Origin of the sequence: Dyella sp. AD56 (assembly GCF_002878475.1) — a bacterium.
Taxonomy (GTDB): Bacteria; Pseudomonadota; Gammaproteobacteria; order Xanthomonadales; family Rhodanobacteraceae; genus Dyella.
Window position 1 is genome coordinate 1 of record NZ_NRDP01000010.1, and the last position, 12,791, is coordinate 12,791.

The window sequence follows — 12,791 nt, forward strand, 5'->3', positions numbered from 1 at the left end:
CGAAAAGCCCGGCCGCCCCTCACGAACTGGCCGGCTTCACCGGCCAGCGCCAAGTGGGGGTGCCCTTTCTTTGGGTTACTTTTCTTTGGGCATGCAAAGAAAAGTGACTCGGCCTCCGGTAGGAGGTCGAAAGCCCGCCGCAGGCGAGCCAGATCGCGACTACGCGACAACCGAAAGCAAGGTCACTGGACCCCTGCCTGCGCAGGGGTGACGGCGCTTTTGAAGCGGCAAGGCAAGAGTGACCCCTCTCCCCAACCCTCTCCCCAAAGGGGAGAGGGAGAAAAGCATGGTCCGGCGAAATACGCCGAAACGACAAGCGAAAACGCGTCAACCCTTCGCCCGCGCCACCGCATCATCAATACGCTTAAGCGCCACCTCACGCCCCGCGAGATAAATCGTGTGATCAATCGACGGCGACACCTGCGTGCCCGTCATCGCCACACGTAACGGCTGAGCAATCTTGCCCATACCCAATTCCAGCTTGGCCGCGACCTGCTCGATCACGCCATGGATTGGTTCCGGCTTCCACTCAACGTCGACCAACAGCCCCTTCGCCGCTTCGAGCACGGCGACAGCGCCGTCGTTCTGAAGGTGCTTGGTCACGGCCTTTTCATCCCACTCGACGATCGGGCCGTACCAGATCTTCGCGCGCTCGGCCATTTCCTTCAGCGTCTGCACGCGATCGCGCAACGCCACGATGACGTCGGCTGGGTTGGGGCCCTTGCTGAAGTCGATGCCTGCCTGCGTGAGGTGCCATTCGAATTCCGGCGCGATGGACGCGGGATCTTCGGTCTTCAGGTAGTGCTGGTTGAGCCACGAGAGTTTGGTGACGTCAAAGCGCGAGGCGGCTTTGTTGACGTCGGCCACGTCGAACAGGCGGATCATCTCTTCTTCGGAGAAGATTTCCTGGTCACCATGCGACCAGCCCAAACGCACGAGGTAGTTGAGTAGCGCGTGCGGCAGGAAGCCGTCATCGCGGTACTGCATCACGCTTACCGCGCCGTGACGCTTGCTGAGCTTTTGGCCGTCGGGGCCGAGGATCATCGGCAGATGCGCGAACTCCGGCACGGGCTTGCCGAGTGCCTTGTAGATGTTGATCTGGCGCGGCGTGTTGTTCACATGGTCGTCGCCACGGATCACTTCGGTGATGCCCATGTCGATGTCGTCGACCACCACGGCGAAGTTATAGGTCGGCCAGCCATCGGAACGGAAGATCACCAGGTCGTCGAGCTCGGCGTTGGCCCACTCGATGCGGCCCTTCACCTTGTCCTCGAACACTACCGAGCCTTCCTGCGGGTTCTTGAAGCGCATGACGCGGTTCGGATCGTCGCGGTAGGGCTCGTTGCGGTCGCGGTAGTAGCCGTTGTAACGAGGCTTCTCACCCTTGGCATAGGCGGCCTCGCGCATGGCTTCGATCTCGTCCTTCGACTCGTACGCGTAGTACGCCAGGCCGGCCTTGAGCAGCTCGTCGGCCACCTGCTTGTAGCGCTCCAGACGCGCGGTCTGGTAGATCGGGCCTTCGTCGTGGCGCAGACCCAGCCAGCTCATGCCGTCGAGGATGGCCTGCACGGCCTCTTCGGTGGAGCGCTCGCGGTCGGTGTCCTCGATGCGCAGCACGAATTCACCACCGCGACGACGCGCCTCCAACCAGCAATACAACGCCGTACGGGCGCCGCCGATATGCAGGAAACCGGTGGGACTGGGGGCGAAACGGGTGCGGGCGGTCATGGTCTGCCTGGACTGGAGCGAAAGAAGACCGGAATTTTAGCCGATACGGCGCAAAGAACCGACCGAAGGCCGCGACGTGCGCCCGACCCGCCCGCACCAGGGTCAGCGTGAGGCACGGAAGGCGCTCCCGTGCCAACCCGCCGGACGTATGGCGCCCGGCGGTGTGCCAAGTGCAGGAAGCCCTGCTGCCTTACTTCACCGTGATGGTGATCGGCTTGGAAACAATGGCTGGGTCGAACGGGATGTGGTTCTCGTCCGCCAGTTCAAGCTGCAGGGTGTGCTTGCCCGGCGCCAGTTTCAGAGTGGTTTCGGTCTGGCCGTTGCCGAAGTGCAGGTGCTGCTCGTCCTTGGGGATCGGCTGTCCGGCGGCAGGCAAGTCCTTTACGTCCACCAGCAGGTGATGGTGACCCGTGCCTTCCTTCTTCACGCCGGCCGGGGCCACGCCCATGCCCTTGAGGCCAAACTGCACGGTGACTTCCGGGCCGACGACGGCGCCATCCTTGGGCGAAATGATGTAAACCTCGGCACCCGCCGTCGCCTTGGTCACCGGAAGCCCCGGCGCATCGGCGGCAACAACCGCGCCAGCCAGGCCGGCGAGCGCAACTGCAAGCAAAAAGCGTTTCATCGACATGCCTCCACGGTGACAAGTCCCCGGAGTGTACCCGTGAAACCGCATGGCACGCGTCATGGTGCGCCATGACCCGTTGCCGCCGTCACGCTGGCGTCATACACACGCCACGCCCCGGCAACGCCCAGAGAGGAATCTGCACAGGGCCAGCCAACGGTATGTTCAAGTGCGCATCGGCATCGTCAGCGAAACCTATCCACCCGAAATCAACGGCGTGGCACTGACCGTGCACAGCCTCGCCGCCGGCCTCGCATCGCAGGGGCACACGGTCGACCTGATCCGTCCCCGCCAGCAACAGCCCTTCAAAGACGAGCCCGGCATCGCCACCCTCGAAGTACGCGGTGCGTCGCTGCCCCGCTACCCGGGCCTTCGTTTCGGATTGCCCGCCGGCGGCACGCTACGCGAACGCTGGACTCGGCTGCGCCCCGACGCGATCTACGTCGCGACGGAAGGCCCACTCGGCTGGTCTGCCGTACGCGCAGCCAAGCGCCTGGGCATCCCGACCGCTACCGGCTTCCACACCCGCTTCGACGCCTACGCCGATCATTATGGCGTGGGCTTTCTCACGCCGGTCGTGCGCAACTATCTGCGCAACTTCCATCGCCGTGCGAAAGCCACGCTGGTGCCGACCGATGCCTTGGCAAGCGAGCTGACCGCACTGGGCGTAGATACCGCCCGGCTGCTGCGTCGCGCCGTCGACACGCGACTGTTCCACCCCAGCCATCGCAATACCGAGTTGCGCGCGGCGTGGGGAGTTGATGGCAATACACCAGTGGTCCTTTATGTGGGCCGCATTGCGGCCGAAAAAAACCTGGCCCTTGCCGTGCGTGCATTCCGCGCGATCCAGCAACAGGTGCCCAAGGCACGTTATGTGTGGGTCGGCGATGGCCCGGCACGCGCCGCGCTACAGGAAGCCAATCCCGATTTCATCTTTGCCGGGATGCAGCGCGGCGAGAATCTGGCCCAGCACTATGCCAGCGCCGATCTGTTCCCGTTCCCCAGCCTCAGCGAAACGTTCGGCAACGTGATCCTCGAAGCGCTGGCTTCTGGCCTGCCGGTGGTCGCCTATGAAGAAGGCGCAGCACGCGAGCACCTGCACACGGGCCGCAACGGCTACCGCATCGACGTCGGCAACGAGAAGGGTTTCATCGAGTCCGCCGTAATGCTCGCTTCCAACGCCAGCCTGATCCGTCACATGGGGCGCGCCGCACACGCGGGCATTGCCCACCTTTCACCCGACGCTGTCATCAACGAGTTCGAAAACCTGCTGTGTGAATTGGCCAAGGAGAACGCGCATGAGCACCATGCCTCCGCTGCACACGCCTGAGTTACCCGCCAGCCCTCGTTTCGCCATTGACCGTCGCATGTGTGTCGCCGCCAATCGCTGGGGCACACGCCGCGCCGTTGGCGTCTTCTTCGGCGTCATCAGCCGATTGGGTGACGGCGTGTTCTGGTATTCGCTGATGGCAGTCCTCGCCCTGGTCGATGGGCGTCGTGGTTTGCTGGCCGCCGCGCAGATGGCCATCACCGGCCTGACTGCCCTGCTGCTCTATCGCCTGCTCAAGCGCTGGACGCGACGCCCGCGCCCCTTCCGCGCCTGCCCCGGCGTGATAGCACACGTGCCGCCACTGGATGAATTCAGCTTTCCCTCCGGCCACACGCTGCAGGCAGTGAGCTTCACCGTTGTCGCGCTCGCCTGGTATCCGTTGTTGGCGCCGCTGCTGCTGACCTTCACCGCGCTGGTGGGTGCATCGCGCGTGATCCTCGGGCTGCATTATCCGAGCGATGTCATCGCCGCTACGGCCATCGGCAGCGCGCTGGGTGGGCTGTCGCTGTGGCTGCTACCGCTCCACTCGCTGCTGACCTGAGCGGGCACAACGCAACATCACGATGTACGCGGCGCTGCGCATTTGCGCACCAATGCGTCGTCATCGCTTTGCTATCAGCAAGATAGGTCACCTATCCACAGGCTTTTCCTGCACGCATCCACATCCGCTGTGGAAAACGCTGCCCGCCCGTAACGCCCGATGCTGCTCAGTTCTTGACCACGGTGTCGCGAACACCTTATGCAGCAAGTAGTTGCCATGCTTTTCCACAGCTTTGCTCTACCGACATCCACAATCGCTGTGGAAAACACTCGCCCGGTGCTTAAAAAGTAGTCACGGTGTGGCAAGTGGTTGTTGATAAAGGCGCTCGATGCGGTTTTCCACAGGCTTATGCCGATGGAGTCAACATGTGCTGTGGAAAACATGATGGGCCCTCCCATCGACGGTAGCGCACTTGCGCACGGCACGGCTTCAGCGCTTGCTGCCTATTTGCGCATCAACACGTCACGACTTCTTTGATGTCAGTGACATAGCCCACCTATCCACAAGCTTCTCCCACGTACATCCACACTCGCTGTGGAAAACCCGCACATAAAAAAACAGCGCCCGAAGGCGCTGTTTTCTGCACACGAAGGTTGCCCGCCGATTACGCGACGCGCGGCGCCTTCATCAGGATGCCGAGCAGATCCGCCAGCTTGTCACGCATCTCGCGACGGTCGACGATCATGTCCACGGCGCCGTGCTCAAGCAGGAATTCCGAGCGCTGGAAGCCTTCGGGAAGTGTTTCGCGCACAGTCTGCGCAATCACGCGCGGGCCGGCGAAACCGATCAGCGCCTTCGGCTCGGCAACATTGATGTCGCCCAGCATGCCCAGGCTCGCCGTCACGCCACCCGTCGTCGGGTCCGTGAGCACGCTGATGTACGGCACGCCGGCATCACGCAGACGCGCCAGTGCCGCCGAGGTCTTGGCCATCTGCATCAACGAGAACAGCGACTCCTGCATGCGCGCGCCGCCAGAGGCTGAGAAGCACACCAGCGCGCTGCGATCGGCCAATGCACGCTCGGCGGCGCGGGTGAACTTCTCGCCCACCACCGAGCCCATCGAGCCGGCCATAAACGAGAACTCGAAGGCCACCGCCATCAGCGGATGACCCTTGAGGCGACCGCTCATCGCGAGCAGCGCGTCCTTCTCGCCGGTGGATTTCTGCGCCGCTATGACGCGGTCGCGGTACTTCTTGGAATCGCGGAACTTGAGCGGGTCGATCGGCTCCATGCCGGCCCACAGCTCCTGCGTCGAACCCGGGTCCAGCAGTGCGTCCAGACGCGCACGCGCATCGATGGCGTGGTGATGTCCGCACTTGGGGCAGACCATCAGGTTGCGCTCCAGCTCCGGACGGTAGAGCACCGTGCCACAGCCGTTGCACTTCTCCCACACGCCTTCCGGCACCTTGCCCTTGCCGGCGGTGCCGGCGGCTTCCGTGCGGGCACGGGGAGTCATGATTTTCTGGAGCCAGTTCATCGCAACACCTCAAACGTTCATGACGCGACGCCGCGTCATGAACGCAGCGTGTTCTCAATGCGCATCCAGCGCGGCACGGATGGGCGCCAGGAAATCCTTGGCCCGCGCGGTGACGTCATCGACGCCTTCTGCGCCGGCCAGACGCTCTACCAGCGCACTGCCGATCACCACCGCATCCGCAAAGCCGGCAATGGCCTTCGCCGACTGCGCATCGCGCACACCGAAGCCTACGGCCACCGGCGCTTTCGATTTCGACCGGATATCCGCGACGCGGGTGGCGATGTCGCTGGTGCTCAATCGCGCCGCGCCCGTGATGCCGGCGAACGAGACATAGTACAGGAAACCCCTCGCCGACCCGCACAACTGCACCATACGCTGGGGTGCGGTAGTGGGCGCAGCCAGCAGGATCTGTTGCAGGCCGGCCTGGCGCAGCGGCTCCAGCACGGCCGATTCCTCCAGCGGGCAATCCACCACCAGCACGCCGTCCACGCCGGCTTCGACAGCCTCGGCGGCGAAACGCTGATAGCCGTGGATCTCCACCGGATTCAGGTAGCCCATCAGCACGATCGGGGTATCCGCATCGCATTGTCGGAACTGCGCAACCCAGCCAAGCACATCACCGAGGCCTACTCCCTTGGCGATGGCGCGCTCACTCGCGTGCTGGATCACGGGGCCGTCCGCCATGGGGTCGGAGAACGGCACGCCCAGTTCGATCACGTCGGCGCCCGCATCCACCAGCGCGTGCATCAGCGCCACGGCGTGTTGCGGCGACGGATCACCGGCCGTCACGAACGGAATGAGGCCGGTGCGGCCTTCACTCTTCAACTTGGCAAAACGGCGATCGATGCGGCTCATACCTGCACTCCTTCGCGGGCAGCAATGGTATGCACGTCCTTGTCGCCGCGACCGGACAGGTTGCACAGCACGACTCCATCCTTCGGGTATTCGCGCGCCAGCTTGATCGCCTGCGCCACCGCGTGGCTGGACTCCAGCGCGGCAAGGATGCCTTCGGTGCGCGCCAACAGATGAAATGCTTCCAGCGCTTCGTCGTCGGTCACGCCCACGTATTCGGCGCGACCAGCGTCCTTCAGGAACGCGTGTTCGGGCCCCACGCCCGGGTAGTCGAGCCCGGCGGAAACGGAGTGCGTTTCGGTGATCTGCCCGTTGTCGTCGCACAGCACATAGGTACGGTTGCCGTGCAGTACGCCAGGGCGACCTGCAGCCAGCGACGCCGCATGATGCCCGGTGGCAATGCCCTCGCCCGCCGCTTCAGCGCCGACCATGCGTACGCCGTCGTCGTTGAGGAAGGCATGGAACAAGCCGATCGCATTGGAGCCGCCACCCACGCAAGCGGTGATCACATCCGGCAGGCGACCGAACTGTTCCTGCACCTGTTCGCGTGCTTCACGGCCCACGATGGCGTTGAAGTCACGCACCATCAGCGGATACGGATGCGGGCCGGCCACGGTGCCGATGATGTAGAAGGTGTCGGCCACGTTGGTGACCCAGTCGCGCATGGCTTCGTTCAGCGCGTCCTTGAGCGTCTTCGAACCGGAAGTGACGGGCACCACCTCCGCGCCGAGCAGCTTCATGCGGTAAACGTTGATCTTCTGGCGCTCGATGTCCACCGCGCCCATGTACACCACGCACTTGAGGCCAAAGCGCGCCGCTACGGTGGCGCTGGCCACACCGTGCTGGCCCGCGCCCGTTTCCGCAATGATGCGCGGCTTGCCCATGCGGCGGGCGACCAGCGCCTGGCCAATGGTGTTGTTGATCTTGTGAGCGCCGGTGTGATTCAGATCCTCGCGCTTGAGCAGGATGCGCGCGCCACCCACGTGCTGGCTGAGTCGCTCGGCGTAGTACACCGGGCTGGGACGGCCCACGTAGTACTTCAGGTCGCGATCCAGTTCGGCGATGAACTCGGGATCCTGCCGCAGGCGCAGGTAGGCCTCGGTCAGCTCGGCCAGCGGCGCCATCAGGGTTTCGGCCACATAGCTGCCGCCGTAGTTGCCAAAGCGGCCGTGTTCGTCGGGGTAGGCGCTGAAGTCGATCTTGCTCATGAGTGCGTCGTGAAAGTCACAAAAGGTGGCGCTCAACGTACCCCAAAGCGCTGGCTGCAAAAAGCGATATCATGGCCGGCATCCGTCAGGAAAACTCACACATACCATGGCCCGAGCGCTGCCCTCGCTGAATGCCCTGCTCGCTTTCGAGGCCGCCGCCCGCCTCGGCAGCGTGAGCCGCGCCGCCACCGAGTTGCACGTCACCCACGGCGCTGTCAGTCGGCATATTCGCGGCCTGGAGGAAGATCTGCGCACCGCGCTCTTCCAGCGCCAGGGGCGCGGCCTGGTGCTCACCCCCGCGGGGCAGCGCCTGCGCGACACCAGCACCATAGCGTTCACCCAGTTGCGGGATACCTGCGAAGAACTGCGCACGGGCACCGCCCACATGCCCTTTGTGCTGGGCTGCCCGGTCAGCCTGCTTGCCCGCTGGATGATTCCCCGGTTGGAGCACCTGATGGCCGAGATGCCGGAGCTGGATCTGCATCTGCGACCGCAGGAGACCGCGTTTGACGAATCGCTCGCCGGGCTCGACGCCGCAGTGATGGCCGGCGAGCCGCCGTGGCCGCCGGGCTGGCGAGTGCACCCGCTGGCCAACGAACGCATTGGCCCTGTCGCCAGTCCCGCGTTCGCCAAGGCACATCGCCTGGTGCGTAGCCGCCCGCAGGCGCTCAACGATCAGGCGCTGCTGCACACGCTCTCGCGGCCCGACGCATGGCCAAGCTGGGCCGAGAGCATGCACTTGCCGGCCAAGCGGTTGAAGCCCGGACAGGGCTATCCGCACCTCTACCACATGATCGAAGCTGCCGTGGCCGGCCGTGGCGTCGCCATCGCTCCCGAGCCGCTGGTCGCCGACGATCTGGCCTCAGGTCGCCTTGTGGCGCCCTGGGGGTTTCAGGACATTCGCGCGCAATGGATATTGGCGACGCCCGCTCGCATCTCCGATGTCAGGGCCGAGCCTCTCGCGGCCTGGTTGAAGGCGGCATTCGAGGATCGGCTACGCCGCGATTTACACGCAACCTGAAGGCGCAACGCGCCTACCATCGCGTGAAGTGCGCAATGACGCATCAATGCGTTGCGATGTCTTGTGCATCAGGCAGATAGGACACCTATCCACAGCGTTTTCCAGCGTGCATCCACAATCGCTGTGGAAAACGTGATGGATTGCCAAGCCGATCAGCATCCTTCGCTCGCGGGGAACGCTCGCGCGAATACGTCACTCATCGAAAGGAACACACCGCACGCGACAGCACTCACTGCGCAATTGCGCATCAACGCGTCGCGATGTCTTTCACATCAGGCAGATAGGACACCTATCCACAGCGTTTCCCAGTGTGCGTCCACATTCGCTGTGGAAAACATGGAGTGCTTGCTGTGTCGATCTGCGCTAATGCGGACAGGGCACGTGCCCACGAATCACGCCCATGTGCGGTGACGTTGAACATTTGCGCATCAACGCGTCGCGATGTCTTTTGCATCAGGCAGATAGGACACCTATCCACAGGCTTTTACGGTGTGCATCCACATCTGCTGTGGAAAACACGCACGGCGCCGCGCGTGCAAATCGCGATCAGAGGTAGCGACGAACGATGATGCTATCAGCGAGCCGCGTTCTGCTGGAGCAACGCATCCGCCTCGCGGACGGCATGGATGAAATCCGCCAGCTTGCGCGAATCCTTGATACCGGGCGCCGACTCGATGCCACTGGCGACATCCACGCCCCAGGGACGCGCAACGCGCACGGCCTCCGCCACATTGTCTGGCGTCAGGCCACCAGCGAGGATCAAGGGTTGCGCCACGTCACGCGGCATCAGCGACCAGTCGAAGGCCTGGCCACTGCCGCCGGCTTCGCCGAGGCCGTGCCCATCCAGCAACAGGCCCGATGCGCCGGGATACTGTCGCAGACGTGGCAGCGCAGACGCACCCTCGCCCATGGCAATAGCCTTGAGATAACGGCGCCCGAACTGCGCGCACCATGCATCGTGCTCAGCGCCGTGGAACTGCGCCAGATCCGGCTGGATCGCGTCGATAGCTTCGCGTACGAACCCTGCATCGTCGTCCATGAACAACACGACGCTGGTGACGAACGGCGGCATGGCTCGCACGATGGCTTGCGCCTGTTGCACCGAAACACGCCGCTTGCTGCGCGCTGTCAGCACCACGCCGATAGCGTCAGCACCCAACTGCGCGGCGAGCAAGGCATCCTCGACACGCGTCATACCGCAGCACTTGATGCGTGTCATTGGCTTACCTCGGCAGGCAGACCCCATTGCGCTTCATAGCGCGGACCGAGAAAGGTCAGCCCTGAAGCGAGCGCCGTTGGCCCGGCCACCTCCCGGTTTCGTCCTTCCAGCAACGTATGCATCCACGTTACCGGCTGCTCGCCGCGACCGATCGGCAGGAGCGAACCGACGATGTTGCGCACCATGTGGTGAAGGAAGGCATTGGCCTCGATCTCGACGATAACCTGCTCGTCCTCGCGACGCACGCTCACGGCCAACACCTCGCGTCGCGCGTGTTTGGCCTGGCAGGACATGGCACGAAACGCACTGAAGTCGTGTTCACCTACCAATGCCTGCGCCGCTTCATGCATGCGCGCGGCGTCCAGCGGCAGGCGTTCCCAGGTGACGTAGCGCGCGTCCAGCGCCGCACGCACCTTGCGGTTGAGGATGCGGTAGCGATAACGGCGGCTGCGCGCGGAGAACCGCGCATGGAAGGCAGGCTCCACCGGTTGCGCCCACAGCACCGCAACCGTCGACGGCAGATTGGAACAGGCGCCCAATATCCAACTGCGCATATCGCGCTGCACCTCGGTGTCGAAATGCACCACCTGGCAACGTCCGTGCACGCCGGCATCCGTCCGCCCCGCGCAGGTAACTTCCACGGGATGCGCCGCGACGAACGACAGCGCGCGTTCCACCGCACCCTGCACGGTCTCCCCGTGGGTCAGCCGTTGCCAGCCGGAGAACTCGGTGCCGTCGTATTCGATACCCAGGGCGATGCGCATGAAATCCAGGAAAACAGCCAACAGAAGCGCAAAGGTTAGCAGGCCCGAACGCACACGGGCCGGCAAAAGCCGGCCCGTGTAATCGCGTCACTGGAAAGCGGGTATCAGCGGATGCTTTCGAGCAGGCGCTTGGCCACGTCCTTCTGCATCTGCGTGCCCTCGTGGATAACTTCCTCCAGCATGGCCTGCGCGCCATCCGGATCGCCCATGTCGAGGTAGGCTCGGGCCAGGTCGAGCTTGGTGTCCACCGGGTCGTCGGTGAAGTGCCCGCCGAGATCGTGATTCAGCTCATGACCCAGATCGCTGTCGGCGCTCTCGTGAGTAAAGCCATGATCCGCACTGTGCGCAGCCACCGGCTTTTCTTCGTGCGCCTCATCGACTTCCGTCTCTGCAAAGCGCCAGGTCGACGCATGGGCGTCGTGTTCCAGTTGCTCTTCTTCGTGCTCCGTCGGCGCCGTGGTGTGGGCAGACGACTGGGCCGGCTTCGGGGTCAGGTCGAAATCGAAGTGATAGCCACTGACCTTCGGCGCGTGCTGCACCGACGGTGTCGGGATGGGCGGCATCTCGTCGTCGTGATCCGAGGCATAGGCGCCCAGGTCAAACTGGTCCAACGCCTCATGCCCGCCCTCGGCGTGCGCACGCGGCGCGGCGTGGGCGAACAACGGATGCTCCGGCACCAGGTCTTCGCCCATGTGCATCACGTCTACCCATTCCGGCTGCTGCGGATCGGTGACGTGGGCATGCATGGCTTCCGCTGCGGCCTCGAAATGGTCAACGTCGCGACGGCTGTAGTAGAGGCTGACCAGCTCAAGATGCAGGCCAATGTCGTCCGGATGCTCGGCGAGCTGGTCGAGCAGCTCGTCCTGATCGTGGTCCACGCCATCGACACCGTCATGCGGCACGGTACCGAAGCGGTCGGCCAGTGAGGACGCACCAACTGCCGCTGCCGGAGCAGCGGCCTTGCGGCTGCGACCACGCAGGGCGGCCAGCAGGCCCAGCAGGATGACGCCGGCACCGGCGCCCCATGCCCAGGTCTGCATGTACCAGGGTTCTTCCTCGGCAACCGGTGCGGGCTTCGCCGCAGCAGGCTTGGCGGCCGGCTTCGCGGCTTCCGGCTTGGCAGCAGCCACCGGTGCCGAACTGGCGTGGGCCGGGGCGCTGGCAGCAGAAGCTGGCGTCACCGCCGCAGCCATCGCTGGCGCGCTTGCGGCGGCGGCCGGCTGGTTGGCCTTAACCACCGTTTCGGCTTCCGGCGCCTTGACCGATGCGGCCTTGGCGGGCGCCATCGCGGCCGTTGCCGCGACGGCAGGCTGGCCAGCCACCTTACGGGCGTCGGCAAGCTTGTGCTGCAGGTCGGCGATCTCGGAGTCCTTGAGCGACAACAGGCGCTCGTTCTTGCCGTTGATGTCTTCGAGGTCTTTCAGACGCGACTTGAGCTCATCGCCCTGCTTGGTCAGCGAGGTCAGAGCCTCCTGGCTGCGCAGCAAATCCTGATGCAACGCCGCCATGCCCTGCTGGGCGGCAGCCTTGTCACCCTTGCTACCGTGGCCGGCGGCGTTGTCCGAACCTTCCTTGGCGGGAACCAGGGCCAGATGATCACCCGTCGGGGCGGTGGCAGCGGGCGCCGACGAGGCGTTCGCGCGCGTACCGGCATCGGCAACGGTGGTTGGCACACGGGCGGCGCCGGAGCGCCAATCGCTGTTCTGGCGACGCACTTCGGCCAGGGCGGCCGCGGCGGCCATGGCCTGCGCGTCGTCCTTGGACGGGACGCGGAGCACTGCACCGCTCTTCAGCGCGTTGATGTTGTCGCGGTAGAAGGCGTCCGGATTGGACGTCTTCAGGGCGATCAGCATCTGGTTCATGTCCACACCGGCCGGCGCGGTTTCATGCGCGATGGCAGACAGCGTCTGGCCGCTTTCGACAGTGTAGGTGCCACTGGCAGCCGCGCGCGGTGCCGGGGCGGGACGGGCGGGCTTGGCTTCCGGCGCAGGCGTCGCGGCCGTCGCTTCGCTGCTGGCGGTGGCCG

11 protein-coding genes are annotated in these 12,791 nt (G+C 64.6%); 3 read left to right on the forward strand and 8 right to left on the reverse strand.

All coding sequences use genetic code 11. The features are described from left to right. Positions 1 to 327: 327 nt before the first annotated feature. Positions 328 to 1,728 carry a glutamate--tRNA ligase gene (gltX, locus tag DyAD56_RS08170; RefSeq protein ID WP_102302274.1) on the reverse strand — a complete coding sequence of 467 codons (1,401 nt, stop codon included), beginning with the start codon at positions 1,726 to 1,728 and terminating at the stop codon, positions 328 to 330. Positions 1,729 to 1,918: 190 nt separating this feature from the next. Next, positions 1,919 to 2,353, reverse strand: a complete 435-nt coding sequence (locus DyAD56_RS08175; RefSeq protein WP_102302275.1) for a DUF4399 domain-containing protein — start codon at positions 2,351 to 2,353, stop codon at positions 1,919 to 1,921. Positions 2,354 to 2,522: 169 nt separating this feature from the next. Here DyAD56_RS08175 and DyAD56_RS08180 point away from each other — a divergent pair, with 169 nt between their 5' ends. Continuing rightward, positions 2,523 to 3,683 (forward strand): glycosyltransferase family 1 protein, encoded by a 1,161-nt coding sequence (locus tag DyAD56_RS08180; protein ID WP_102302276.1) that lies wholly within the window; start codon positions 2,523 to 2,525, stop codon positions 3,681 to 3,683. Then, positions 3,652 to 4,224, forward strand: coding sequence for a phosphatase PAP2 family protein (locus DyAD56_RS08185; RefSeq protein WP_102302277.1), 573 nt, complete (start codon positions 3,652 to 3,654; stop codon positions 4,222 to 4,224). Before DyAD56_RS08180 ends, DyAD56_RS08185 begins: the two co-directional genes overlap by 32 nt. Before the next feature lie 604 nt (positions 4,225 to 4,828). Here DyAD56_RS08185 and accD read toward each other — a convergent pair. Genes accD through trpB form a run of 3 tightly spaced genes read right to left on the reverse strand, consistent with a single transcriptional unit; the run spans position 4,829 to position 7,761 of the window. Further along, a complete protein-coding gene (gene accD / locus DyAD56_RS08190) occupies positions 4,829 to 5,701 on the reverse strand; it encodes an acetyl-CoA carboxylase, carboxyltransferase subunit beta (RefSeq protein ID WP_102302278.1) in 873 nt (290 codons plus the stop codon). A gap of 54 nt (positions 5,702 to 5,755) precedes the next feature. Then, a complete protein-coding gene (trpA, locus tag DyAD56_RS08195) occupies positions 5,756 to 6,556 on the reverse strand; it encodes a tryptophan synthase subunit alpha (RefSeq protein ID WP_102302279.1) in 801 nt (266 codons plus the stop codon). Next, entirely contained in the window at positions 6,553 to 7,761 is a 1,209-nt protein-coding gene (gene trpB / locus DyAD56_RS08200) for a tryptophan synthase subunit beta (RefSeq protein ID WP_102302280.1), read from the reverse strand. Before trpB ends, trpA begins: the two co-directional genes overlap by 4 nt. 106 nt (positions 7,762 to 7,867) lie before the next feature. On the opposite strand from trpB, the gene DyAD56_RS08205 reads away from it, so the two are divergent. Further along, positions 7,868 to 8,782, forward strand: a complete 915-nt coding sequence (locus tag DyAD56_RS08205; RefSeq protein WP_102302281.1) for a LysR family transcriptional regulator — start codon at positions 7,868 to 7,870, stop codon at positions 8,780 to 8,782. 574 nt (positions 8,783 to 9,356) lie between these two features. Here DyAD56_RS08205 and DyAD56_RS08210 read toward each other — a convergent pair. From DyAD56_RS08210 to DyAD56_RS08220, 3 genes are all read right to left on the reverse strand, one after another. Beyond that, the gene (locus DyAD56_RS08210; protein WP_102302282.1) at positions 9,357 to 10,001 is read right to left on the reverse strand and encodes a phosphoribosylanthranilate isomerase; all 645 of its coding nucleotides are present in this window, start codon (positions 9,999 to 10,001) and stop codon (positions 9,357 to 9,359) included. Next, positions 9,998 to 10,765, reverse strand: a complete 768-nt coding sequence (truA, locus tag DyAD56_RS08215; protein ID WP_102302284.1) for a tRNA pseudouridine(38-40) synthase TruA — start codon at positions 10,763 to 10,765, stop codon at positions 9,998 to 10,000. Before truA ends, DyAD56_RS08210 begins: the two co-directional genes overlap by 4 nt. Before the next feature lie 104 nt (positions 10,766 to 10,869). Continuing rightward, a partial coding sequence (locus DyAD56_RS08220) for a FimV/HubP family polar landmark protein (protein WP_102302283.1) occupies positions 10,870 to 12,791 on the reverse strand: 1,922 nt, incomplete at its 5' end.